Below are 24,755 nucleotides of genomic sequence, written 5' to 3'. Positions count from 1 at the left end.
ATCCCGTCCACCTAGTATATGATAGGCTTACCGGGAATATTTATACAGCGGTACGAAGCATGTGTGGCGCAGATGCGCCCTGCCGTTACAGGTAAGGCCCAGGATTAACAGGCGATCCGTTAACCCGTACTTCGAAGTGAAGATGCGGTCCGGTACTTTGACCGGTCGAACCGACCTCGGCAATCTTCTGGCCTCTGGACACCTTGTCGCCCTCACTCACCATGATGCCGCCGTTGCGGATATGTCCGTACAAGGTCCATACGCCGCCCCCATGATCAACAATAACACAGTTTCCGTAACCGCTCCACCATTCGGCCAGAATGACGGTGCCGCTCTCGGCTGCCCGGATCTCCGTTCCTTGCGGAGCAGCAAAATCTTGACCGGTATGCATCTTGCCGACCTCGCCCGTTACCGGATGCACCCGCGGGCCATAGCCCGATGAGAGTCTTGCCCCCGATACCGGAAGCGCAAACGGACCTCCGTTGCCGGTAAATCCGCCTCCCTTGCTTCCGCCAAGCTTGGTCGCCTTCGCCCGTTTCGCCGCCGCAGCGGCTGCCGCTTTCGCAGCAGCTGCTCTGCGTGCAGCCTCTTCAGCCGCGAGCTTGTTCTTCTCCTTCTGCAGATCCGATCGTTTGCTGGCCAAGGCCACCAGCATCTGGTCCTGCTCCTTGGTCAAAATCTCTGCGTCCTCGATCTCTTGATCATATTGGGCCAGAAGCACGCGCTTCTCCTTTTCCTTCTCATTCAGGAGGCTCTTGCGGTCTTCCATCTGTGCGTACAGATCTTTCGCCGTCGCATACTGAGTCTCGAGCTCTTTCTTCTTCTCGATGACAAGCAGCTTGTCCTGTTTATGCTGTACGAGCAAATCCTGGTCCTGATTGACGATCGTCTTTAAGGAATCCGCCCGCTCCAGGAAATCGCTGAAGCTTGTGGATGAGAGCAGCACATCAAGATAGGAAGGCTGTCCGTCCATATAGATCAGACGAATGCGGGATTCCAACAGCTTCTCGCGGGATGCGATGCGCTCCTCCGCCGCTTCGAGCTCCTTCGTCGTCGTTCTCAGGTTATCCTCGGTTTCCTCGATCTTCATCGATATTCTCATCAGCTCGTTGCTGACGATGCTGATTTGTTCCAAGACATATTTCAGGTTTTTGGTCGTCTTATTCTTATAATGCTGCGCTTCCTTCTTCTCCTCGGCAGCCTTGCTCTTCTGCGCTCTGGCCTTGCGGACCTGCTCCTGCAGTACTTTCAGCTCACGGTCGACGTCGGCTGCGGTCTTCTTCTCAGCTTGTCCGTCAGAGGGTTGGATCATAACAGAGGCCAATAATAAGGCTGCTACTCCAGCGGCGATTTTCTTCAACGTTCGCTCCCCATCCTTTACCTGGTTTAGACTTTCAAAAACTTACGGATCGACATGGTGCTGCCCCAGACTCCGATCGCAACACCGAGCACAATGATGATTCCGCCGAGCCACAACCACAGGTCTCCAAGCGGGATCAGGCTCTTGGCAAGCGTCATATCGGTCTGAGCGGCCGCATACAAGCGTCCGTATCCAACAAACAACAGGGTCACCGTGACAATCGAGCCGACGAGGCCGATCAATGCCCCCTCGACGAAAAACGGCCAGCGAATGAAGCTGTTGGTCGCTCCGACCAGCTTCATAATGCCGATCTCACGTCTGCGGGCCAGAATGGTAACACGGATCGTATTCGAAATCAGGAACATCGACATCAGCCCGAGTCCGGCTACGAATATGAAGCCGATATTCCGGACCGTCCGCGTGATTTTGAACAACGTTTCCACCGTTCCTTCGCCGTACTTGACGCGCATGATCGGCTCCTCCGCATACTTCTCGTTCAGAGCGCTAATCTTGTCGGCGACGAAGCCGACGGTCGTAGGCTCGATGACGGATACCTCAAACGCATCAGGCAGCGGGTTCTGGTCCTCTTCGCTGAAGCCCTCCAGCCATTCCGAGCCGAGGCTCTCCTCCAGCTCCTTCATCCCGTCTTCCTTGGATACGAATTTAATCGAGCTGACCTCCGGCATCGTCTCGATCTCGCTGCGGATCTTCTCCCGAAGCGCCTCGTCGACATTCAGATTTAAGTAGGTGTTGATCTGCACATTACTATCTGCTTTATCGGCTAACGCGTTTACGTTCATTACAAGCAGCATGAACACACCCAAAATAAATAAAGACACCACGATGGAAGTTACCGATGCGACAGACATCCAGCCGTTGCGAAATATACTCTTCGCCCCTTCCCGCAGGTGCCGCAAGAAGGTTCTAAAACTCATACCCGTATTCTCCTCTCAGCTGGTCGCGCACGATCTGTCCGCGCTCGATGGCTAGTACGCGTTTGCGCATGGTGTTGACGATTTCCTTGTTATGGGTGGCCATGACAATCGTTGTGCCGCGGAAATTGATCTCGTCCAGCAGCTGCATGATTTCCCAAGATGTCTCCGGATCCAGGTTCCCGGTAGGCTCGTCCGCAATAATGACCGACGGATTGTTCACGATTGCCCGCGCGATTGCAATCCGCTGCTGCTCGCCGCCGGATAGCTGGGAAGGCTCGCGGTTCGCCTTGGCCTTCAGCCCGACAAGCTCCAGCACTTCCATCACCCGTTTCTTGATGATTCGCTGCGGCGCCTCGATGACTTCCATGGCAAAAGCTACATTTTCGTAAGCTGTCAGCTTGGGAAGCAGGCGGTAATCCTGGAAAACCACCCCGATATTGCGCCGAACATAGGGGATTTTGCGCTGCTTCAGCTTCCCGATATTGAATCCGTTCACGGAAATTTGCCCCTTGGTAGGCACTTCTTCTCTATAAATAAGCTTCATAAACGTCGACTTTCCCGCACCGGACGGTCCGACGACATAGACAAATTCATTCCGGTTGATCTTAACCGACACGCCTTGCAGCGCATGAGCGCCGTTCGGGTAAGTCTTCCAAACGTCTTGCATTTCAATCACTAAGAATCACTTCCCAATCCATAATTAGCCTTTATAATTTCGACAGCTTCCATTGAATTCCTTTAAAATTCCTGAAAAATCCTCACAACACCACCTATTGTAACAAATTTGTTACCTTTTGAGTACCCGAAAGTTTATCCCCATCGTGACATATACATGAACAAGCGCATGAACGTCGGCCAATACGAAGTTAAGAGGGTGGTTTTGCATGAAAAAAATTCATCTTGGTCTCATCATTGTCAGCAGTTTGGTGCTGGTCCTCTCCGTAGGATTCGGCATGCTGACCCTGTACGTCAATCAGAAGGAGCTTCCTGAAGGGGTTGTCGTGTCCGGATGGGATGTCGGCGGCAGGCCCGCCGATGAGGTGCTGGCCGAGCTCGATCAGCGGCTGGCTGCCCTGGCCGGCACGAAGGTCAAGCTGCAGGCTGCCATGCTGAAGGGGAAGACGGAGACCTTTACGCTGAAGGAGGCCGGAGTTCAATATGATGCGGAATCGTTCCGGGAGGGTGTAAGCAAGCTCCAGGACAACTCCGGCACCTTATGGGAACAGATGTGGTTCAGGCGAAACTTTCGGTCAGAATGGGAAATTTCCGCCGCGTGGAACCGGGACCTGCTGAAGAAGCGGCTTAATGAGGAATGGGAGAAGGAGCGATTCGGAGAGCCCGTCAATGCCGTGCGGAGCATTTCCGAGGATGATATCGTCAGATATATGCCGGAGAAGACGGCTTACCGCATCGATTGGGCCATGTTATATGATCGGCTGGGGGCAGCGCTGCCGGGCGACCTGTCGGCGGCCGGGAAGCAGGCGGGCACCGAGCTGGTGCTGGAATTGCCTCTAAACCTTGAGAAGCCCCCCGTGACGCTAGAGTCGCTTCAGGCGGAAGGCATAGCGCGTAAGATCGTCGAGTTCTCAACAAGCCTTGGAGCCAGCGGGCCCGGAAGGGTCCATAACGTAACGGCGGCGGCCAAGGCGGTAGACGGCATGATCTTGAAGCCGGGCGATGAATTCAATTATGCGCACGTCATCGATACCGCCAAGAAGGAATACGGCTTCAAGGAAGCGCCTGTTATCGTAAACGGCAAGCTCGTGCCGGGAATCGGCGGCGGCATCTGCCAAGTATCAAGCACGGTGTATCACGCCGCCCTCATGATCGGGCTTGACATCACCGAGCGCCGGAATCACTCTCTGCCGGTCAGCTATATGCCTAAGGGGCAGGATGCCACCTTTGCCGAAGGGGCGATTAACTTCCGGTTCCGCAATAACACCGGGAAGCATCTGCTCATTCTCTCGGAAGTATCGGACGATGCGCTGACGGTCAAAATGTTCGGAACCTTTCCCGAAGATACCGTTTATGAACTGGAATCCTCCACGATCGAAACGCTGCCATCGCCGGAAAAGATCATTCACAACAAAGCGCTGCCGCCAGGCTTCAAGCAGGTCATTCAGCAGGGCAAGCCCGGTTATGTAGTCGAAACATACCGGACCAAAAAGGTGAATGGCAAGCTTGTGGAACGCGTTAAAATTTCCACGGATACGTACCGCGCCCAAGACAGCATCGTTGCCATCAATCCGACCAATGACGGCGGGATGCCGATACCTAACGAAACGCCTAAGGAAGAAGTGGTGGAAGACGGAATTACAGCCGCGCCTTAACATGCTGGACTAACTTCATGCGATATGCGGGACTCTTCTGTACATGCGGGGGATTATGGACATGAAAAAAGAACTGCCCATAGTAGAAAAATCTACTAAGGGGCAGTTCCCTAGCGCGTATGATTTCAGCATGCCCGTCTTGCCGGCTTAAAATCTGTGCGCCGTCCCGATCTCTGCTTCCGGATCCCGGCTCAGCTCATCCCGGAACTCGACCTGCCGCACCTTGCATCCCTTGCCGAGAATAACCCGGTTACCGCGAACAATATCGGCTTCAACGTATTCCAAATCCAGAACGTCTCCCTCAATCACCCGAGCCTCCAGCCTTGGCCCGCTTAAGGAGAACGACAGCATCTCCCACAGCCGCTTGCCCTTCCGGCGCACCGTTATCCGGTCGCCGATGACCTCCAGGGCCTTGCAGCGTCCGAATAGACGGATATCTCCGTTACCAAGATGCAGCCGGCCGCTGATGTTAAAGCTTCCTCTAAGCTCTGCCCATTCGCTCCGAACATCGCCATGTCCGCGGAGATTGCCGCTTAACGTGAGCCGTTCGGATTCCGAATCGCCATGAATGCTGCAGTGCCCCCCGATCTCGATGAAACGGCTGCGCAGCTGATCCTTCAGGTTCAAGTTGCCGGCCACATTTAGGCTTTCCGCCTCAACGGCCCCATGAACGGTGCCGGATCCGTTAACGCGAAGCTTCTGCGTCATCAAGGAGCCGTTCACGCTCATATTCCCGTTCGCAACCAAGTCGACGCATTCGATATCGCCGTTGATTTGGCCCGAGCCGTCGATGCGGACTTTGCCGTACCGGCCGCCCGTTGCATTCCCGGTACCGGCAATTTTCAGATCGGACAGCTTCTCTTCATAGGGTATCATGGTAGCCCTCCTCCAATATATTACATAGGGTGAAATCACCTTATATAGCCGTTATAGTCGGTTATTATAAGTCGTCGAATCGTATCTTTATTTTATCGTTATATTAAGAATTCCACCCTTGTCGGCGGAACCCTCTACCGGATCACAAAAGGAGCATCAGCTCTACGCTGGCGAGCTCCGTTCTCTTAGTAGATTATCACAACAGCATCCCTCGCTAAACCGCCTGATGGCTGAATCTTTCCTCGGTCTTGAGACCGAGGCGTTAAAACGAATGGCCGGGAAATTTTACAGCTGAAGCCTGCTAAATTATGATATGATCCCATATGTAAACGCATTAGCTATTTCTGATCCTGATGATGAAAGGGGATACATACCATGGCTTTGATTCAATGTCATTTCTTCTCCGAGGTGCTTGGGCTCAGCACGTCCATGACCGTCATCTTGCCGCAGCAGACCTCCGCACAGATTGGCATGACCAATACGGCAGGCAGCGGCCTGCATCCAACGCTGTACCTTCTGCACGGCTTGTCCGATGACGATTCGATCTGGCTTCGCCGCACCTCTATTGAGCGCTATGTGGCCTCCATGGGATTAGCGGTCGTCATGCCGCAGGTACACCGCAGCTTCTATACCGACATGGAGCACGGCGGCAAATACTGGACCTTCATCAGCGAGGAGCTGCCGGCTCTCGCCCGCTCCTTCTTCCCGTTATCCCATGCCAGAGAGGATAATTTTGTCGCCGGCCTGTCGATGGGCGGTTACGGTGCATTCAAGCTCGGACTTCGCTGCCCGGAAACGTTCGCGGCGGCTGCAAGCCTGTCCGGTGCGCTTGATATGGTAAGCCGGATCGGTCCTGCCGAGGACCGGCTCTATGACAACAGGCTCATCTACGGGGACCGCGACATCTCCGGAACGGACGACGACTTGCTGCATTTGGTGCGCAAGGTTGACGCCGGCGATGGACCGAAGCCGATGCTGTACCAGTCCTGCGGAACCGAGGACTTCCTGTATGAGGATAATCAGGCCTTCCGCCAGGTCTGCGAGCAGACCTCACTGGATTACACCTATCAGGAAGGGCCGGGCGGTCATGATTGGGGCTACTGGGACACCCATATTCAAGATGTGTTAAAGTGGCTCCCTCTGAAAAAGTAAACCCAAGTAAAAAAAGATGCACTCTTGAGCGAGGGCCGCTGCGGCTGCAGCCGGCGCTTTCGCTCCATGAGTGCATTTTTTTCGTTATTGCATGTATTCAGCTGATGGGATTACTCCACATTGCCTTGCCGAAGGGCAAGCCATTCCTCGGTCGCCTGCAGCAGCTTCACGCTGCGCTCGATCGCATCCTTCACCTGAGCGGTTCCCGTGCCGCCGTATACGTTACGGGCGTTAACCACCGTCTCGGGCTGCAGAACGCCGTAAATGCTGTCATCGAACAGCTCCGAGAACTGACGGAATTCCTCCAGCGTCAGGTCCAGCAAATATTTGTTATTCTGGATGCAGTACAGCACCGTTTTGCCGATCACCTCGTGCGCCTGCCGGAACGGCAATCCCTTGCCGACCAAGAAATCCGCGATATCCGTCGCATTCGAGAAGTCCGTATTTACCGCTTCGCGCATGCGCCCCTTGTTGACCTTCATCGTGGCAATCATCGGCGCGAACAGCTGCAGCGCGCCTTCCAGCGTGGCTACCGTATCGAACATGCCTTCCTTGTCCTCTTGCATGTCCTTGTTGTAAGCAAGCGGAAGCGACTTCAGCACGGTGAGCAGGCCCATCAGATTGCCGTATACGCGTCCGGTTTTGCCGCGAACCAGCTCCGGCACGTCCGGATTCTTCTTCTGCGGCATAATGCTGCTGCCGGTGCAGAATGCGTCGTCAAGCTCAATGAAATTAAACTCCGTGCTGCTCCACAGCACCAGCTCTTCGCTTAAGCGGGACAGATGCATCATGATGATCGAGGCGTCCGCCAAAAATTCAAGAATGAAGTCGCGATCGCTGACCGCATCCAAGCTGTTCTCGTACACGCCGTCGAAGCCGAGCTGCTCGGCGACATAGTGGCGGTCGATCGGGAACGTCGTACCGGCAAGCGCTCCGGCGCCCAGCGGCAAGATATTGATCCGTTTGTAGCTGTCGATCAACCGGTCGATATCGCGCTGGAACATCGACACGTACGCCATCAGATGATGGGCGAACAGAATCGGCTGCGCCCGCTGCAGATGCGTATATCCCGGAATGATCGTATCCAGATTGTCCTTGGCCTGTCCGATCAGCGCCGTCTGCAGCTCATGCAGCATGCCGGTCAGCGCAACGACACGGTTGCGCAGGTACAGATGCATATCGGTCGCTACCTGGTCGTTCCGGCTTCGTCCGGTATGGAGTTTCCCCCCGACCGGCCCGACTTCCTCAATGAGATTTTTCTCGATATTCATATGAATGTCCTCGTCCGAAACCGAGAACTCGATGCTTCCTTCGCGGATGCGCTCAAGCACTTTATTCAAGCCCGCTTTGATCGTCTCCACATCCTCGGCCGGCACGATGCCGCACTTGCCCAGCATGGATACATGCGCCAGACTGCCCTGGATGTCCTCCTCCGCCAGCTGCTTGTCAAAACCGATGGAAGCCGTGTACTCCTCCACCAGCGCGTTGGTCTGCTTCGTAAAACGTCCGCCCCATAACTTGCTCACAACACTTGCCCCTCTCTGTTTGAAGGCAGAGGGCCGCTTCCCGCCGGGGATGGCAGCAAGAGCACCTGCTTAAAGGCTGCTCCTGTTCGCGAATCCCAAGCATGAAAACGGCCTTCAGCCCCTTCATTACTTGCATAGCTTTGCGTGGCTTACAATGCTTATCTTGCTTGCATTTTATATAATGAACTTTTGAACTGGATGGCTTACTGATTCTGGTTTACGCCCGCCGCCACTTTCAGCCGCAGCGCGTTCAGGCGGATAAAGCCGGTGGCATCGCCTTGATCATAGGCTTGCGTTGGATCGGCCTCCATCGTGGCGATATCCGGATTGTACAAGCTGACCGGACTCTTCACGCCGGCGCCGATCACATTGCCCTTGTACAGCTTCACGCGCACCGTGCCGGTGACGTTCTTCTGGCTCTCCGTCACCAGCGCCTGCAGCGCCAAACGCTCCGGCGCAAACCAGAGGCCGTTGTACACGAGCGTGCTGTAACGGGTGATCAGGCTGTCGCGCAGGTTCATCACTTCGCGGTCCATGGTGATGGACTCCATTTTGCGATGGGCGGTGAACAGAATCGTTCCGCCTGGCGTCTCATAAACGCCGCGGCTCTTCATGCCGACGAAGCGGTTCTCCACCATGTCGACACGGCCGATGCCGTGCTTGCCGCCAAGCTCGTTGAGCTTCTCCATCACCTGCAGCGGGCTCATCGCCTCGCCGTTGAGGGCAACGACATTGCCCTGCTTGAATTCCAGCTCCAGGTATTCCGCCTCATCCGGCGCATCCTCAGGCGACACGCTGAGCAGATACATGTCCTTGCTTGCCTCCGCGCTTGCGTCAAACCAAGGATCTTCCAGCACGCCGCTCTCGTAGCTGATATGAAGCAGGTTGCGGTCCATCGAATACGATTTCGCCGCAGAAGCCGTGACCGGAATGCCGTGCGCTTCCGCATATGCGATCATCTCGGCGCGTCCCGGGAAGGAGTTACGGAACTCCTCAAGGCGCCATGGCGCAATTACATCAATGTCAGGAGCGAGTCCGGCTACGCCGAGCTCGAAGCGCACTTGGTCATTGCCCTTGCCCGTTGCCCCGTGAGCGATCGCCGTAGCGCCTTCCGCGCGTGCAATCTCCACCATGCGCTTGGCGATAAGGGGACGCGCGATGCTTGTTCCGAGCAGGTATTGCCCTTCATACATCGCTCCCGCTTGGAACATCGGGAAGATGAAATCTTTAGCGAACTCGTCGCGCAGGTCGTCGATATATACTTTGGAGGCGCCGGTAGCGAGCGCTTTTTCCTCCAGGCCGTCCAGCTCTTCTTTTTGGCCGATGTCCGCCGTGAACGCAATGATTTCAGCGTCATACGTTTCCTTGAGCCATTTGAGGATAACGGACGTATCCAGACCGCCGGAATACGCCAATACGATTTTTTGCTTTGCCATGGTTAAACTCCCTCTCCTTGTAACTAACAAATCCTATTCTTGCGATATTAAAAAGCCAGACCAACAAGCGGTCCAATCTTCGTATTTCAAGATTCGATGCCGAATTACTCGGGTTGACTCACTTCATGATCCAAGGATGACTTTTTGAACAACCTCTATTATGCCATTAATGCGACCATTAACGCCTTTTGCGCATGCAGCCGATTCTCGGCCTGATCAAAAATGACGGAGTTCGCGCCGTCGATCACGCCTTCGCTAACCTCTTCGCCCCGATGGGCCGGCAAACAGTGCAGGAACAAGTAATCCGGCTTCGCCGCCTTGACCAGCTCCTCGTTCACCTGAAAATCCGCAAAAGCAGCCTCCCGTTCGGCTTGCTCCTCTTCAAAGCCCATGCTCGCCCATACATCGGTATAGATGACATCGGCATCCTTGGCAGCTTCGATCGGATCATGCGTGATCGTGATTTTTCCACCGGTTTGCGCCGCAATCTCTTCGCTCAGCTTCACAATGCCTTCATCCGGCGTATAGCCCTCAGGGCTCGCTACCGCCACATGCATGCCCATCTTGGCTCCGCCGATCAGCAGGGAATGCGCCATATTGTTGCCGTCCCCGATAAAGGCCATTTTCAGCCCTTTCAGCTTGCCCTTATGCTCCAGCACCGTCTGCAGGTCAGCCAGCACCTGGCAAGGATGCGCCATGTCGCTCAAGCCGTTGATCACCGGAATGGATGCATGCTTCGCGAGGTTGATGACATTGTCGTGCCCGAAGGTTCGGATCATGATGCCATCCAGATAACGGGACATGACCTGTGCCATATCGCTGATCGGCTCCCCGCGTCCGAGCTGAATATCGTTCTTGCTCAAGAAGAGCGCATGGCCGCCCAATTGGAACATGCCGACCTCGAAGGAGACCCGGGTCCTTGTCGAAGATTTCTCGAAAATAAGTCCGAGCGTCTTCCCCTTTAACGGCTGGTACACCTCTCCGTTCTTCTGCTTACGCTTTAGCTCGATCGCCGAGTCCAGCAAAAACTGGATCTCCTCGGTGGAATACTCGTCCAATTCGATCATATCCCGGCCTTTCAAGCTGATTTCCTGTAGTTGTCCGCTTGCGGTCATACCCCTTGTCCTCCTTGCTGTTTGCTGTATTTTTCTATTGTATCATGACTTTCTATGCTTGGTTAACCGCCGTATGGGCATGAATGATATCGATAAGGATTGACACCGCCTGATCGATTTCCTCCCGTGTGACAAGCAAATTCGGAAGGAGGCGGATCACATTCGGGCCTGCGGTCACGAACAACAGTCCGCGGCGCTGCCCTTCCAGCACCAGCTCGCCGACCGGCTCCGCGCATTCAATGCCGATCAGAAGACCTTTACCGCGAATGCTTTTCACAAAAGGATTTCCCGCGAGCTTCTCTTGCAGCTGAGCCGTCAAGTATTCGCCCGCTTCCGCTGCGTGCTGAGGCACGTTGTCTTCCAGCATCGCCTCGATCGTAGCGGCTACCACCGCGCTTGCCAGCGGCGTTCCGCCAAAGGTCGATCCATGGCTGCCTGCCGTAAAAGCATCGCGCAGATAGCCCTTCCCGAGCATCGCGCCGACAGGGAAGCCGGAGCCAAGCCCCTTGGCTACCGTGAAAATATCCGGCTCGATGCCGTAATGCTCATGCGCGAACAGCTTGCCGGTCCGGCCCATGCCGGTCTGCACCTCGTCAACGATGAGCAGCAGCCCGTGCTGCTTGCACAGCTCCGTGACGGCCTGGAGGAATTCCGGCTCGACCGGATGCACGCCGCCTTCGGCCTGCACCATCTCGATCATGATGGCCGCGGTGTTGTCGTTAATCGCCGCTTCCAGCGCCGGCAGGTCATGCAACGGAACGCTTAGGAAGCCGGCAGGGAGCGGAAGGAAGCCTTCCTTCACCTTGTCTTGTCCCGTAGCGGTCAGCGTGGCCAGCGTCCGGCCGTGGAAAGACTGCGTAAAGGTAATGATTTCATTACGGCCGCTGCCCTTCACCTTCTGGTGATAGCGGCGAGCCAGCTTGATCGCGGCTTCGTTCGCCTCCGCGCCGCTGTTGCAGAAGAAGACCGCGTCCGCGCAGGTGTTTGCGGTCAGCAGCGCCGCTGCTTTTTCCTGTCCCGGAATATGGAACAGATTCGAGACGTGCCACAGCTCATCCAGCTGGGCTTTCAGCTTCTCCTTCACCTTAACCGGGGCATGCCCGAGATTGGTTACCGCAAGTCCGGCCATAAAGTCCAAATATTTATTGCCTTGATCGTCCCACAACCAGCTGCCTTCCCCTTTGACGAGGCTGAGCGGGTATCTCGCATAGGTCTGAAACAATGAGCTCTCATGGCCTCCCGCTGCCGCATTAGCCGCTGCGCTTCCGCTTCCTTGTGCATCTTTCCCCATGACCTGTTACACTCCTTTACTTATGAATTGAAGAGGTAGTTCAAAAAGACGCCTTTTGATCACGAAGCCAATCAAGAAGTAAGCTCGGCATCGAATCTTGAATTCGGCCGGGCCTTCCGATGCTCAAGGGGTCTTACGAAGACCCCGTTCTATGATTGTGATTCTTCAGCTATCCGTACGGTGTTGGCGGCTACATCCGAACAATGCGCGTCCCGAGCACTTCGCCTGCGACTACGCGGCTGAGCACATTCGGCTCGCTGCCGTCCACAATGACGACCTCGCGCACCTTGCCGTGAATGCAGGCAATGGCTGCCCTGACCTTCGGAATCATGCCGCCGTAGATTTCACCCGTACCGATCATATCCTCGATCTCCTGCACCGTAACGGTCGGCAGCACCCGCTTCTCGCCGCCCGCACTCTTCATAATGCCGGGCACGTCGGTTACGACGATCATCCGGGCTACGCCGAGATGAGAAGCGACAGCGCCTGCTGCCGTATCCGCGTTAATGTTGTAGCGCTGCCCTGAGGCATCGACGCCGATCGGTGCTACAACGGGCATATAGCCCATCTCCATCACGCCGTTAAGGATGGAGGACTTCACATGCGTGACATCGCCAACCCAGCCGACCTCTGCGCTGTTCGCAACCGGCCGGGCTTCAATCAGGCCGCCGTCGGAGCCGGACAGGCCGAGGGCCGAGCCGCCGACGCTCTGAATCCGGCGGACGATCTGTTTGTTGATCGTGCCGGCCAGCACCATCTCCACCACATCCAGCACGTCCTCTGTCGTCTTGCGCAGACCGTTCACGAACTCGGTCTCGATCCCCAGCTTCTCCAGGTTTCCGGAGATCGCTGGCCCGCCGCCATGCACAATCACCGGCTGGACTCCTTTCTCCTGCAATCCCTTCAAATCCTCAAAGAAGCTGTCCGGCAGGGCGGCCAGCGTGCTGCCGCCGCACTTCATCACAAACATGTCCCCGCCCGCCTTCTTGCCGGGCATGGTCTCCTCCTGGTTCAACGTGCTGTTCACATCCGTCTCCTCCCGTCACTGCTTGAAGTATTATGTGCGGTAAGCCGCATTGATCCGTACATAGTCGTAGGTTAAGTCGCAGCCCCAGGCGGTGGCTGATCCACTGCCAGTATGGAGCTTCACTTCGATATTCACCGTATCTCCCTGAAGATAGGCCAGTGCTGCATCCTCGTCAAAAGCCACTGGCCTTGACTGCTCCAGCACCGAAATCGGCCCAATCTTAATATCAACCGTATCGGGATTGACCGGCCGGCCGGCTCGCCCTACGGCTGCAATGATACGTCCCCAGTTGGCATCGGCGCCGAACACCGCCGATTTGACCAGGCTGGAGCCGATAATCGTCTTCGCAATGGCCTGGGCGTCCTCGTCGGTCTCCGCTCCGTCGACATGGACCTCGATCAAATGCGTTGCCCCTTCGCCGTCCCGGGCAATCGCCATCGCGAGCATCCGGCACACATATTGAAAGCCGGAAGCAAAAGCTTCCCAATCCGGGTGCGCCGGCGATAGTTCATCATGCCCGGCCAGACCGCTGGCCATGGCAATCAGCATATCGTTCGTGCTCGTGTCCCCATCAACGGTAATCATATTAAAGGTCAGATCGGTCGTCTGGCGAAGCAGCTGCTGCAGCGCTTCCTGCCCGATGACCGCATCGGTGGTGACGAAGCCGAGCATGGTTGCCATGTTCGGATGAATCATGCCGGAGCCTTTCGCCGAACCGGCTATCGTTACGTTCACCCCGCCGACCGAAACGGTTACGCAGGCTTCTTTTTTCACCAAATCCGTTGTCAGAATCGCTTGGTTAAAGGCTTCCGCTCCTTCGCGAGCGCCGCTCAGACGGCCCGGCAGGCCCTCGATGCCCGCAATCACGCGGTCCATCTTAAGCAGCTCGCCGATGACGCCTGTTGACGCCACCGCAACGTCGCTCTCCTCCACGCCAAACTCAGCGGCAGCCCGGGAACGCATCGTATACGCATCCTCTTCACCTTGCTTGCCTGTGCACGCATTGGCATTCCCGCTGTTGACCACGATGGCGCGGAGCCTGCCGTCCGCAAGGCTTTCCCGCGTCACCTTCAGCGGAGCCGCTTGAAATACATTCGTCGTATAGACAGCTGCCGCAACAGCCGGCACCTCGCATACGATGGCGCCAAGATCGTGGCGGTCGGTCTTCTTCATTCCGCAGTGGAGACCGGCAGCCTTGAAGCCTTTCGGCGTCACGATGGTGCCTTCCTCCAAAATCGCAAATAAGTTATCTCCCATGTCCGTCTCCCCCGTCTGTTACGGATACACTGGCGTAAACGTAAGACCGAGGCTTTCCTCCCATCCCATCATCAGGTTCAAATTCTGGATTGCCTGCCCGGCAGCGCCCTTCACGACATTGTCGATGACCGATATGACGGTCAACCGGTTCGTTCGGGCATCCACCGCAAAGCCGATGTCGCAATAATTGGAGCCGCTAACTTCTTTAGTCGCCGGCCATACGCCGTTATCGCGAATGCGGACAAAAGAGCGATCTTTATAGTACTCGCGATACAATCCGATGAAGTCCTCTTCGGTATACGATCCCTTGAGCGTTGCATACATCGTGCTCATAATCCCGCGCGTCATCGGTACGAGATGAGTCGTAAAGGTAACGGTAACGGGCTCGCCCAATACTTGGCTGAGCACCTGCTCGATCTCCGGGATATGCTGATGCTTGTTGACCTTGTAGGCCTTGAAGTTTTCATTGATTTCCGCAAAATGCGTCATGAGGCTCGTTCCCCGTCCCGCCCCGGATACGCCGGACTTCGCGTCGATGATCAAGCTGGCCGGGTCAATCCAGCCGGCGTTAATCGCCGGGATCAGTCCAAGGAGCGTAGCGGTCGGGTAGCAGCCGGGATTCGAAATGAAATCGACGCCCTTCACTTCGTCTCCGAATACCTCGCACAAGCCGTATACGGCTTTTTCAAGAAGCTCGGACGAAGGGGCCGGATGCTTATACCACTGCTCGTAAGCAGTACCGTCCTTCAGCCTGAAATCGCCCGAGAGGTCGATAACCTTCAGCCCTGCCGCTAGGAGCTCCGGAACGAGCTTGGCGCTTACGCCGGAAGGCGTCGCCGTGAACACAAGATCCGCAGCCTGCGCAATCTCCGCAGGATTAACGCCATCCAGATTCTTCGCAACAATATTCGTCAAATGCGGGAATCCGTCCGATATCGGGACCCCTCTGCTCGATGATGAAATCACCGAAGTAATCTCGATGTAAGGATGCGCCTGCAGCAATCGGATCAGCTCCACGCCTCCATAACCGGTGGATCCTACAATGGCAACTCTCAGCTTGTTGTCTGTCATATCCTCATCCCTCTCCCACGGAACATCCGATAGACCGCAAGTGGAAAGGCGCCTGCTTGTTTGTAAGCGTCCTGATCAAGCGGTCTTATGCACGGTTGCATGATTCCAAATCCATTATCCGTCTCATAAATATGTATTATTATACGACTGTATTCATATAAATACAATGGATTCTCATAAATTGGCTGGAAATGGGTCAATCTCTCCCCCTATAAGTCGGACGCACGTTCATATTCTTCTTTTAATATCGAGAATACTTTGAGATTCCAATGCCGGTCCTTCACCTTCATCGCTTTGCGCAGTGTCCCCTCATAACGCATGCCGATCTTCTCCATGACGCGCTGGGAGCCGATATTTTCCTCGAAGCAGCGGGCTTGGACCCGAATCAGATCCATTTCGCCAAAACCAAGCTTCAAGAGCGCGGAAGCCGCTTCGGTCATGATCCCCCGGCCCCAATATTCCCGAGCAAGCACATAGCCGATTTCCGCGCTTTGATGCTCAGGCTTCCACCACACGAAATCGACCGTGCCAACCAGCCTGCCATTCTCCTTCAGTTCTATTCCCCAAGGTGCGATGTCGTGCTTGGCATATTGGGCTAATATGTATTGAATAAATTGCTTGCTGTCCTCAACCGAGCGATGAGTTTCCCATGTTACGTATTGGGCGACCTCATCATTTGAGGCATAGGCGAACATATCCTCCGCATCCCGCATGGATATTCTGCGCAAGCGCAGACGGTCGGTTTCTAGCTCCGGCAAGTTTGCATAGATCCGTTCAATCCCCATCTTTCGTAGCCTCCTCCAAGATATTAGTTCCCATTATAGGCGCTTTCCCGGAAAAATAAAGAAAAAATTCCCTTTTGTTATTTCGACTCCGCCTTTAGTTTCCAGGCTCCTGAATAGAACCTGTTACGGCCACGAACCGGCACAAGGTAACAAGCCATATCCATAAAAAAAGAACGGCGCTCATGCGCCGTTCTTGCATCATGTTATATGATTTAGGTTCTAATATTCCGAAAGCCTTCACCCAGCACCTCGTGTGCATTATGGATAATGACAAACGCATCCGGATCCACCGATTGGACCACCGTCTTCAGCCGGGGAATCTCGCTCTGGCCGACGACGACCATAAGAACGGTCCGGTGTTCGCCGGTATATCCGCCCTCAGCCGTCAGCTTGGTCAAGCCCCGGTCGAGATCCTCCAAAATCGCCTTCGTAATCGGCTCCGTATGATCGGAGATAATGTAAGCGACCTTGGTGAAGCTGAAGCCCAGCTCGATCGCATCAATCACCTTGCCCGTTACATATAATCCGATTAATGCATACAGCGCTTGCTCCAATGACAGCACCATGGCTGCCGAAGAAATGACGATCGCATCCAGAATGACGATGCATAAGGAAAATGCAAGCCCGCTGTATTTGTGCAGCAGCTGCGCGACAATGCTGAGTCCCCCTGTCGAGCCGCGGCCGCGGTAGACGAGCCCCATGCCGACGCCGACGCCGATCCCTCCATAGATAGAGGCGAGCAGCGGATTAGAGAGCGGAATTACCCAATCCTTGGTCAAAAACACGAATAGCGGCAGCACCACGCTTCCCAGCAGGGAGCGGACGCCATATTCGCGGCCGATCAGCCCGAAGGCGAGAAACAGCAGCGGGATATTGAGCGCCCACTGCGTGAAAGCCGGTTCAATGCCAAGCCAAGCTTGGACAAGGACGGATAACCCGGACACGCCCCCCGAGGCAATATGGTTCGGCAGGAAAAACAGATTAAACGCCAGCGCCATAATGAAGGAGCCGGCGATAATAAAGATCGTATCGACGGTCTGACGGAGCGGACCGTTGATCGGAATGATAGGTTCCCGCCTTCTCTTGCTGGCGGATGGTTTACGAACGGACTGCGCCATGTTCTTCAAATCTCTCCTCGCGGCCTATTCGACTTCCTGTTTGATTTGACTGCGCAAATATCCGTCGATAAAAGCATCCAGGTCTCCGTCCATCACGGCGCCAACGTTCCCGGTCTCCACCTGGGTGCGATGGTCCTTCACCATGCTGTATGGATGGAACACGTACGAGCGGATCTGGCTGCCCCATGCGATTTCGGACTGCTCACCGCGGATTTCAGCCAGCTCCTTTTGCTGCTCCTCGATTTTGCGCTCATAGAGCTTGGAGCGGAGCATCGTCATCGCGCGCTCGCGGTTTTTGATCTGAGAGCGTTCGTTCTGGCATGTTACGACGACGCCAGTCGGAATATGCGTAATCCGTACGGCCGAGTCGGTCGTGTTGATGTGCTGACCGCCCGCGCCGCTTGCGCGGTACGTATCGATCTTCAGATCCTCGGTCCGGATTTCCACCTCTACGTCATCGGTAATTTCCGGTACGACATCGCAGGATACGAACGACGTATGCCGGCGTCCCGATGAATCGAATGGCGAGATGCGCACGAGTCGGTGCACGCCTTTTTCCGCCTTTAGATAGCCGTAAGCATTAAAGCCTTTAATCAATAGCGTTACGCTCTTGATGCCTGCCTCATCACCCGGCTGATAGTCCAGCGTCTCCACCTTGAAGCCGCGTTTCTCGGCCCATCGGGTATACATCCGGTGCAGCATCTGGCCCCAGTCCTGCGACTCGGTACCGCCCGCGCCGGGATGCAGCTCGAGGATGGCATTCATTTTGTCATAAGGCTGATTCAGCAGCAGCTGGAGCTCAAACGCCTCCACGCGTCCGACCAGTTCCTTAATGGTATCCCCAATCTCGCCGGCCAAGGAATCGTCTCCCTCTTCATCCGCCAGCTCGATCATCACCACAGCATCGTCATAGTCCTGCTGCAGCTTCTGATAAGAATCCACCGCGGATTTGACCGCATTCATCTCCGAGATAATGCCCTGAGCCTTCTCATTGTCGTCCCAAAAATCCGGAGCCGCCATCTTCTCCTCAAAATTCTCGATTAACTCCTGCTTGAGATCTAAGTCAAAGAGACCCCCTAAGATTGGTTAGTTTCTTGCTGATTTCACGCAGGTCCTGCTTTACGCTTGGATCGATCATAAGTCCTCGTCCTTTCTGTCTTTGCATCGTATCTTCTTCTAGTATACCCTCTCCGATCGGGAAATCGTTCCATTCGGAGGATAAATTTAGCTGTTACTTTCCGAATGACGCGACTAGGCAAAAGCTTTGTAGCTCAAATCGTTCAGCAGCCGTGTCGTTACGGGAGCATGTGCCGTCTCGTATGGGAGCATGTGCCGTGTTCTCAACCGGGATGTCGATATGTCAGATAAACTCCCTTAATCGCTGCCGGGGCTTTGGAGTCATGGCCTTAGCCACCACCCCGACTGCCCAAGCAGCTCTTAAGGGAGTTCAATGATTGCCGGTCCATCGACAAGTCCGGCATGATATGCAGTTACCATTCTTTAAGATTGACTATACCGGGATGTGGGACAAGTACGTAAAATGTTCCTACGATCACTGTTGCTCTCGGATTTCTTGATCAAATGAATTCATAGGTTGAAATCCGATCACAAAGGCGACCGCTGCCGCTTCTTCGAAATCATTTTACTCCCTTGTCCTGCTACCCGCTCTTTAATTCGTCCTATATCGAATGTTACGCGTTCTGCCCATGGCAGTGCTTGAATTTCTTGCCGCTGCCGCATGGGCAAGGATCGTTGCGGCCGATCTGTTCACCGACCTGAACCGGACGCTTCTCGGCAGGCTCGCTGCTGCTGTTCGTGGATACCTTGTTCTCGTCCACTACTGCTTGGCGCTCCTGGTTCGTGGCGATTTGAGCCTTCATGATATACGTGGCGACTTCCTCTTGGATCGTCGCAATCATGGCGTTAAACATCTCAAAGCCCTCGAATTGGTATTCGCGAAGCGGATCGGTACCGCCGTAAGCACGGAGGTGGATACCCTGACGCAATTGATCCATCGCGTCGATATGATCCATCCACTTGCTGTCTACCGCGCGGAGCACGATAACCTTCTCGAACTCGCGTACCATTTCCGGACCGATCGCCTGCTCGCGCTCGTCGTACTTCTGCATGACACGCTCAAAGAGATAATCGGTAATCTCTTGGGCTTCCTTGCCCCAGAGATCTTCGCGCGTAACTGAGCCTTCGTCCAGCAGCTTGCTGTTGATGTAATCGGCAACGTCCTGCAGATCCCAGTTCTCCGGAATATCATCGCTGCAATGAGCCTCTACAACCCGCTCAATGACCGGCTTGATCATATCGACAACGATCTGTTTGATATCCTCGGACTCCAGAATCTCCCGGCGCTGCTTGTAAATGATTTCGCGCTGTTGGTTCATTACGTCGTCATACTGGAGGACGACCTTACGCATGTCGAAGTTGTTGCCTTCTACCCGCTTCTGCGCGGATTCGACCGCACGGGTGATCATCTTGCTCTCGATCGGCTGATCTTCTTCAAAGCCAAGCCGTTCCATCATGTTCAGTACGTTGTCCGTACCGAAACGCTTCATCAGCTCATCGCCCAGGGACAGATAGAACTGCGTAGAACCCGGATCGCCCTGACGGCCGGCACGGCCGCGCAGCTGGTTATCGATCCGGCGCGATTCATGGCGCTCGGTACCGATAATATGCAGACCGCCGATATCTTGCACGCCATCACCCAGCAAAATATCCGTACCGCGTCCCGCCATATTGGTGGCGATGGTAACGGCTCCCGGCTGGCCAGCGCGCGAGATAATCTCGGCTTCCTCGGCATGGTATTTCGCGTTCAGTACTTTATGCTGAACCCCTTTGCGCTTCAGCATTTCAGACAGTCGCTCGGAGTTCTCGATCGAAACGGTACCGACGAGCACCGGCTGATTTTTCTTATGGCGCTCGACGATCTCGTTCACGACCGCTCTGAACTTGCCTTCCTCGCTCTTGTAGACCACATCCGGCATATCAATCCGCTGGTTCGGCCGGTTCGTTGGAATTTGAAGCACTTCAAGACCGTAGATCTTCTTGAACTCCTCTTCCTCCGTCTTCGCCGTACCGGTCATACCCGCTAGCTTGCGGTACATCCGGAAGTAGTTCTGGAAGGTGATGGTCGCGAGGGTCATGCTCTCGTTCTGTACCTCGATGCCTTCCTTCGCTTCGATCGCCTGGTGCAGACCGTCGCTATAACGGCGTCCGGCCATCAGGCGGCCCGTAAACTCGTCGACGATAACCACTTCATCGTCCGTCACGACGTAGTCAACGTCACGGCGCATGATGACATTGGCCTTCAATGCCTGCACAATATGGTGGTTCAACGTAACGTGGTTGTGGTCATACAGGTTGTCGATACCGAAGATACGCTCTGCGGTAGCCACACCTTTTTCCGTAAGGGATACGGATTTGACCTTGATGTCCACCGTGTAGTCCTCTTCCGGAACGAGACGCTTCACGAACCGGTCAGCTGCATAGTACAGCTCGGTGGATTTCTGCGCCTGACCCGAAATAATCAGCGGCGTACGCGCTTCGTCGATCAGGATGGAGTCCACTTCGTCAATGATACAGAAGTACAGCGGACGCTGAACCATCTGTTCCTTGTACAGCACCATGTTGTCCCGCAAGTAGTCGAAACCGAACTCATTGTTCGTTCCGTAAGTAATGTCGCAGGCGTAAGCATGCTGTTTCTCCGGATGCTCCATGCCGCTCAGGTTAAGCCCGACCGTCATGCCCAGGAAATTATATATCTGCCCCATCTCTTCGCTGTCACGCTGCGCCAAGTAATCGTTGACGGTAACCACGTGAACTCCTTTGCCAAGCAGGGCATTCAAGTATACCGGCAAGGTACCTACAAGCGTCTTACCTTCACCGGTCTTCATTTCTGCAATTTTACCTTCGTGGAGGGCCATCCCGCCGACCAGCTGCACGTCGTAATGACGCTTGCCGAGCACCCGTTTGGAAGCCTCGCGGACTGTCGCAAACGCTTCAGGAAGCAACTCCTCAGGCGTCTCACCTTTCTCGATCCGCGCACGGAACTCTTCGGTTTTCGCTTTAAGCTGCTCGTCTGAGAGCGCCTCAAATTCCGGTTCCATTTTGTTGATTACATCGACCGTCTTCATGAGACGTTTGACATCACGTTCATTGGTGTCGCCGAAAATCTTTTTGACAAGTCCTAGCATGGTTAACCCCTTTCGTGCAAAACAAGTGATAGAATCAACTTCATTAAATGCCAAAGGGTTAAATGATGAAATCGATTCATTGATTCCTTATGATGGTCCCATTCCTGGCAGGGTTCACAGCCTGTCCCAAAGAATGAGGGTTTGCCTAAATTGTAACAGTTTGTAAGGGATGCCGCAACAAGTTGCTGCTTCTGCTGCCCGCATTCGTCTGGCGCGAATCCCTGCTTTATAAGACGAAGCAGCATGCATAAAAGTTGCGTGGAGCATTTACCCAGTCCTTTTGACCCCATGGCAGATGACATCGACCCGGTCCTGCTTGATTCGAAGGCGTTCACATTAACCCTGCGAACCAGGACATCTGTATATTTGAAAATTCGAAATGACAGGCAAGAACCCACAGCTAAATTGAAGCATGCTTAAGGCTAAACACCATGCGCCCATTTAGTAACTAAACCACAAATATATTCGTTAAACGCGGCCAGATTTCGAAACAAAGCCACTCAATATTATCGACAAAAAGAGGGTTCCTATTTAGCCCTGAACGGCCTCCAACCAAATAAAGAGCCCCACCCGCGGGTGAAGGCTCATCTTGCATGTTCATTTCAGCTTAAAGGTTTCATTCGTTTTCAGTATGATTCGTTCCGGTCGCTGCAAGGTAAACATCCGCTGGCCCCAGGGACCCGCGTCCTTGCCTTACTCGCGCTCGATCAATCCGTACTTGCCGTCATTGCGCTTGTAGACGACATTTACTTCCTGTGTGTCAATGTTGGAAAATACGAAGAAATTATGACCAACCATGTTCATCTGCAGAATCGCTTCCTCAACGTCCATCGGCTTCATCGTGAAGCGCTTCGTGCGGACCACTTCATAATGATCCTCATACTCGTCCTGCTCGACTTCCGTCTGAGTCGCCGTAGCTGCGCCGTTCCCGGCAACGAGCGTCTTCAAGCCGCCCTCTTGCCTAATCTTTCGGTTCAGCTTGGTCTTGTGCTTGCGAATCTGGCGTTCCAACTTGTCCACAACAGCGTCAATGGAAGCGTACATATCATCGCTTCGGTCTTCCGCACGCAGAACCACGCCTGTGAGCGGAATGGTCACTTCCACTGTGTGCAATCCTCGAACGACACTCAATGTAACGTATCCTTCAGAGGTGGGGGGTGCTTCAAAATACTTATCAAGCCTGCTGAGTTTCTTGTCAACATAGTCCTTCAAAGCATCGGTCACTTCAATTTGTTGACCTCGAATACTGAATTGCATAGGGCACTCCTCCTTTGCACCTTTAGTATACCATTTTGTTAACGCTGTGTAAAAAGACAAATATGTGAATTTCGGCACAAATATTCGAGCAACAATGGCGAACTCCATTGCGGGATAAGAAAAGACAGTTTCAATGACCTTTAGGGACTAGATCCTCATCCTCTCATCGAATTTAAACACGGGTAAAGGACATTAAGCTGGCCACCGCCATGTAACGCACATCACCCAACGTTAAGTCCGCGGTTCAGAAGGGATAGCCGCTTCTGAAGCCATCAAAGAACCAAACAGCTACCCGCAAAAAGAAAAAGACCCCGGATTTACCGGAGTCTCCTCGCTAGCGAATTCAATTCTTAACCATCGATACCGTTTATGTAGGTCGGCTATGCCGGGATGATTATAATTTGATTACGTTAGCTGCTTGCGGGCCACGTGCACCTTCAACGATTTCGAATTCAACGGATTGTCCTTCTTCCAGCGTCTTAAAGCCTTCAGATTGAATCGCGGAGAAGTGTACGAAAACGTCGCCGCCTTCTTCAGTCTCAATGAAGCCATAACCTTTCTCTGCGTTGAACCATTTAACTTTACCTTGCATGCCCTAACATTCCCTTCATTGTCAAATAAAGTGTGACACTAATTGTCCACATTTCCGACTATAGCACCCGGCCTTACTAGTGTCAATCGCCCTGAAGACGGTTTTCTGCTGAAGAAAACGTCTAATCTTGTCGACATGGCTTAAACACTGAGCTCGTGGGTACTGCGGAAAAATGCTTTATCGATAATTACCCAGCAGGGGAGGGGGTGAAACACTATTCATTTACTAATACAATAAGTAATGCTTGTAAATCGAGCTCAACACTCTTAATAAAGTCAGTAATTCTTTTTAAATACAATCCGTCATGTTCAATATTCTTAACACATGCTTGAATAACAGCTACCGCCTCTTCTGCTGTCATCCGCTCATTAAATGCTGCCACTCCCTGAAGATAAAACCTAATTGTGCTATACATAGCCACGAGCAATATATAGTCATCCATTACACTAAAATTGGGGTCAAACAAAAATAATCTTTCAAACACGAGATTCACAAGATAATTTTCTAGTATATAAGAGTGCTGTACCATAAATGGCTGGAAATATTTCGCTTGACCCAATCTAAAACGCTCTTCTATACGTCTTTGATCCAACGAATCAAGCAAGAACGCTTCCTTCAATTGGTTTGTATATTCGTTAAATCTCGCATGATTAGTTCTTCTATTCTCCATTAATTCCATCAACAGCTTAATTTGGACGTGATTGGCAGTTGGTAATTTGGAAATTTGCATACGCATTAGAGGGTTATCTATCTTAATTAAATATTCAGATATCAACTTGTTTATTGCGGACTTATCATTAAGAATTGAAGCCTCATGCAATCTATTACAAAACATACCTAACAAAATCATCCGTTCAGAAATGGAATACTGACGATTCTGGAGCAGGTCTATTACAAATGTACGGATATCCCAAAAAGAGCTTCTCCAGGAATCCCCCTCGGTATTTACTGCTCTGGATATACTATAACGAGAGTTCAAATTACACTCGACTATATCAAATTCCATAATATCTTCATTTAGTAAGGATAATTTTGCTGCTTCGGGACACGATAGTTTAGCAGACATCTCCAAACGATTATCAACGTGATTTAGTACCCTTGGATATACAAGACATGTTTTAGATAAGTAGTCTTCTCCGTAATTCAACTGCAACCCACATAAGCCTTGATCTAGAAATCCACATCTATCATCATTGAGTTTTATATATGCAAAAGCCTCTTCGGTTGGATTATCATTTTCAACTAAAAAATTCGAAACTTTCTCTGCAATACTGCGATCTTTTATTTTACGATATTTTTTATAAGTGGGTTGATCGATGGAAACCTGCCATCCTGAACAGCAGGTATCTGTGCAAGCAGCCCCAATACACTGAAAGTCCCTCATATATTGGGGCTGAAGTACGACAAATTTCTTTTCCATAA

At 53.4% G+C, this 24,755-nt stretch carries 20 protein-coding genes; 2 read left to right on the top strand and 18 right to left on the bottom strand.

The features are described from left to right. Positions 1–85 precede the first annotated feature (85 nt). The 3 genes from NSQ46_RS02420 to ftsE are packed head-to-tail and all read right to left on the bottom strand — an operon-like array spanning position 86 to position 2,971. Complete coding sequence (locus NSQ46_RS02420; protein WP_007132272.1) at positions 86–1,360, bottom strand: M23 family metallopeptidase; 1,275 nt, start codon at positions 1,358–1,360, stop codon at positions 86–88. 26 nt (positions 1,361–1,386) lie between these two features. Continuing rightward, entirely contained in the window at positions 1,387–2,295 is a 909-nt protein-coding gene (gene ftsX, locus NSQ46_RS02415) for a permease-like cell division protein FtsX (RefSeq protein WP_007132273.1), read from the bottom strand. Further along, complete coding sequence (gene ftsE / locus NSQ46_RS02410; RefSeq protein ID WP_007132274.1) at positions 2,285–2,971, bottom strand: cell division ATP-binding protein FtsE; 687 nt, start codon at positions 2,969–2,971, stop codon at positions 2,285–2,287. Before ftsE ends, ftsX begins: the two co-directional genes overlap by 11 nt. Positions 2,972–3,179: 208 nt before the next feature. Here ftsE and NSQ46_RS02405 point away from each other — a divergent pair, with 208 nt between their 5' ends. Beyond that, positions 3,180–4,625: a VanW family protein gene (locus NSQ46_RS02405; RefSeq protein WP_007132275.1), complete on the top strand. Its 1,446-nt coding sequence runs from the start codon at positions 3,180–3,182 to the stop codon at positions 4,623–4,625. A 147-nt stretch (positions 4,626–4,772) separates the two neighbouring features. Here NSQ46_RS02405 and NSQ46_RS02400 read toward each other — a convergent pair whose 3' ends face one another. Continuing rightward, positions 4,773–5,501 carry a polymer-forming cytoskeletal protein gene (locus tag NSQ46_RS02400; RefSeq protein WP_007132276.1) on the bottom strand — a complete coding sequence of 243 codons (729 nt, stop codon included), beginning with the start codon at positions 5,499–5,501 and terminating at the stop codon, positions 4,773–4,775. Between the two features lie 375 nt (positions 5,502–5,876). Here NSQ46_RS02400 and NSQ46_RS02395 point away from each other — a divergent pair, with 375 nt between their 5' ends. Next, on the top strand, positions 5,877–6,653 hold the full coding sequence (locus tag NSQ46_RS02395; RefSeq protein WP_007132277.1) for an alpha/beta hydrolase family protein: 777 nt from the start codon (positions 5,877–5,879) through the stop codon (positions 6,651–6,653). Positions 6,654–6,763: 110 nt separating this feature from the next. On the opposite strand, the gene argH is transcribed toward NSQ46_RS02395, so the two are convergent. The 14 genes from argH to fliB all read right to left on the bottom strand — a co-directional run bounded on the left by argH (position 6,764) and on the right by fliB (position 24,753). Further along, a complete protein-coding gene (gene argH, locus NSQ46_RS02390; RefSeq protein ID WP_007132278.1) occupies positions 6,764–8,179 on the bottom strand; it encodes an argininosuccinate lyase in 1,416 nt (471 codons plus the stop codon). A gap of 203 nt (positions 8,180–8,382) precedes the next feature. Continuing rightward, the gene (locus NSQ46_RS02385) at positions 8,383–9,615 is read right to left on the bottom strand and encodes an argininosuccinate synthase (protein ID WP_342576292.1); all 1,233 of its coding nucleotides are present in this window, start codon (positions 9,613–9,615) and stop codon (positions 8,383–8,385) included. A gap of 158 nt (positions 9,616–9,773) precedes the next feature. Further along, positions 9,774–10,730, bottom strand: coding sequence for an ornithine carbamoyltransferase (gene argF / locus NSQ46_RS02380; protein ID WP_342576290.1), 957 nt, complete (start codon positions 10,728–10,730; stop codon positions 9,774–9,776). A 52-nt stretch (positions 10,731–10,782) separates the two neighbouring features. Beyond that, positions 10,783–12,021 (bottom strand): acetylornithine transaminase, encoded by a 1,239-nt coding sequence (locus NSQ46_RS02375; protein WP_144878008.1) that lies wholly within the window; start codon positions 12,019–12,021, stop codon positions 10,783–10,785. 190 nt (positions 12,022–12,211) lie between these two features. Further along, positions 12,212–13,018, bottom strand: coding sequence for an acetylglutamate kinase (gene argB, locus NSQ46_RS02370; protein ID WP_341035078.1), 807 nt, complete (start codon positions 13,016–13,018; stop codon positions 12,212–12,214). A gap of 60 nt (positions 13,019–13,078) precedes the next feature. Then, the gene (argJ, locus tag NSQ46_RS02365) at positions 13,079–14,305 is read right to left on the bottom strand and encodes a bifunctional glutamate N-acetyltransferase/amino-acid acetyltransferase ArgJ (protein WP_342576289.1); all 1,227 of its coding nucleotides are present in this window, start codon (positions 14,303–14,305) and stop codon (positions 13,079–13,081) included. A gap of 18 nt (positions 14,306–14,323) precedes the next feature. Beyond that, the gene (gene argC / locus NSQ46_RS02360; protein ID WP_342576287.1) at positions 14,324–15,376 is read right to left on the bottom strand and encodes an N-acetyl-gamma-glutamyl-phosphate reductase; all 1,053 of its coding nucleotides are present in this window, start codon (positions 15,374–15,376) and stop codon (positions 14,324–14,326) included. 209 nt (positions 15,377–15,585) lie between these two features. After that, complete coding sequence (locus NSQ46_RS02355; protein WP_342576285.1) at positions 15,586–16,161, bottom strand: GNAT family protein; 576 nt, start codon at positions 16,159–16,161, stop codon at positions 15,586–15,588. Between the two features lie 212 nt (positions 16,162–16,373). Beyond that, positions 16,374–17,279, bottom strand: a complete 906-nt coding sequence (locus tag NSQ46_RS02350) for a YitT family protein (RefSeq protein ID WP_341034790.1) — start codon at positions 17,277–17,279, stop codon at positions 16,374–16,376. A 24-nt stretch (positions 17,280–17,303) separates the two neighbouring features. Next, positions 17,304–18,417, bottom strand: a protein-coding gene (gene prfB, locus NSQ46_RS02345; RefSeq protein WP_100085298.1) for a peptide chain release factor 2 whose coding sequence is annotated in 2 segments (ribosomal slippage) — positions 17,304–18,344 and positions 18,346–18,417 — 1,113 coding nt in all. Because the reading frame shifts where the segments join, the coding sequence is not laid out codon by codon here. Between the two features lie 553 nt (positions 18,418–18,970). Next, positions 18,971–21,484, bottom strand: a complete 2,514-nt coding sequence (gene secA / locus NSQ46_RS02340; protein ID WP_251535742.1) for a preprotein translocase subunit SecA — start codon at positions 21,482–21,484, stop codon at positions 18,971–18,973. A 693-nt stretch (positions 21,485–22,177) separates the two neighbouring features. Next, on the bottom strand, positions 22,178–22,741 hold the full coding sequence (gene raiA / locus NSQ46_RS02335; protein WP_007132289.1) for a ribosome-associated translation inhibitor RaiA: 564 nt from the start codon (positions 22,739–22,741) through the stop codon (positions 22,178–22,180). A gap of 394 nt (positions 22,742–23,135) precedes the next feature. Beyond that, positions 23,136–23,333: a cold shock domain-containing protein gene (locus tag NSQ46_RS02330; RefSeq protein ID WP_007132290.1), complete on the bottom strand. Its 198-nt coding sequence runs from the start codon at positions 23,331–23,333 to the stop codon at positions 23,136–23,138. A 214-nt stretch (positions 23,334–23,547) separates the two neighbouring features. Beyond that, positions 23,548–24,753, bottom strand: a complete 1,206-nt coding sequence (gene fliB / locus NSQ46_RS02325; protein WP_342576280.1) for a flagellin lysine-N-methylase — start codon at positions 24,751–24,753, stop codon at positions 23,548–23,550. Positions 24,754–24,755 lie beyond the last annotated feature (2 nt).

Origin of the sequence: Paenibacillus sp. FSL M8-0142 (assembly GCF_038597315.1) — a bacterium.
GTDB classification, from domain to species: Bacteria; Bacillota; Bacilli; order Paenibacillales; family Paenibacillaceae; genus Paenibacillus_AQ; species Paenibacillus_AQ lactis.
This window is presented reverse-complemented; position numbering and strand designations above follow the sequence as displayed.

What these genes read in the sequence shown, in the direction of transcription:
- ftsX (WP_007132273.1), bottom strand. Translation starts at nt 2,295, where the DNA reads ATGAGTTTTAGAACCTTCTTGCGGCACCTGCGGGAAGGGGCGAAGAGT.
- NSQ46_RS02405 (WP_007132275.1), top strand. Translation starts at nt 3,180, where the DNA reads ATGAAAAAAATTCATCTTGGTCTCATCATTGTCAGCAGTTTGGTGCTG.
- NSQ46_RS02400 (WP_007132276.1), bottom strand. Translation starts at nt 5,501, where the DNA reads ATGATACCCTATGAAGAGAAGCTGTCCGATCTGAAAATTGCCGGTACC.
- NSQ46_RS02395 (WP_007132277.1), top strand. Translation starts at nt 5,877, where the DNA reads ATGGCTTTGATTCAATGTCATTTCTTCTCCGAGGTGCTTGGGCTCAGC.
- NSQ46_RS02385 (WP_342576292.1), bottom strand. Translation starts at nt 9,615, where the DNA reads ATGGCAAAGCAAAAAATCGTATTGGCGTATTCCGGCGGTCTGGATACG.
- argF (WP_342576290.1), bottom strand. Translation starts at nt 10,730, where the DNA reads ATGACCGCAAGCGGACAACTACAGGAAATCAGCTTGAAAGGCCGGGAT.
- NSQ46_RS02375 (WP_144878008.1), bottom strand. Translation starts at nt 12,021, where the DNA reads ATGGGGAAAGATGCACAAGGAAGCGGAAGCGCAGCGGCTAATGCGGCA.
- argB (WP_341035078.1), bottom strand. Translation starts at nt 13,018, where the DNA reads ATGCCCGGCAAGAAGGCGGGCGGGGACATGTTTGTGATGAAGTGCGGC.
- argJ (WP_342576289.1), bottom strand. Translation starts at nt 14,305, where the DNA reads ATGGGAGATAACTTATTTGCGATTTTGGAGGAAGGCACCATCGTGACG.
- argC (WP_342576287.1), bottom strand. Translation starts at nt 15,376, where the DNA reads ATGACAGACAACAAGCTGAGAGTTGCCATTGTAGGATCCACCGGTTAT.
- NSQ46_RS02355 (WP_342576285.1), bottom strand. Translation starts at nt 16,161, where the DNA reads ATGGGGATTGAACGGATCTATGCAAACTTGCCGGAGCTAGAAACCGAC.
- NSQ46_RS02350 (WP_341034790.1), bottom strand. Translation starts at nt 17,279, where the DNA reads ATGGCGCAGTCCGTTCGTAAACCATCCGCCAGCAAGAGAAGGCGGGAA.
- secA (WP_251535742.1), bottom strand. Translation starts at nt 21,484, where the DNA reads ATGCTAGGACTTGTCAAAAAGATTTTCGGCGACACCAATGAACGTGAT.
- raiA (WP_007132289.1), bottom strand. Translation starts at nt 22,741, where the DNA reads ATGCAATTCAGTATTCGAGGTCAACAAATTGAAGTGACCGATGCTTTG.
- NSQ46_RS02330 (WP_007132290.1), bottom strand. Translation starts at nt 23,333, where the DNA reads ATGCAAGGTAAAGTTAAATGGTTCAACGCAGAGAAAGGTTATGGCTTC.
- fliB (WP_342576280.1), bottom strand. Translation starts at nt 24,753, where the DNA reads ATGGAAAAGAAATTTGTCGTACTTCAGCCCCAATATATGAGGGACTTT.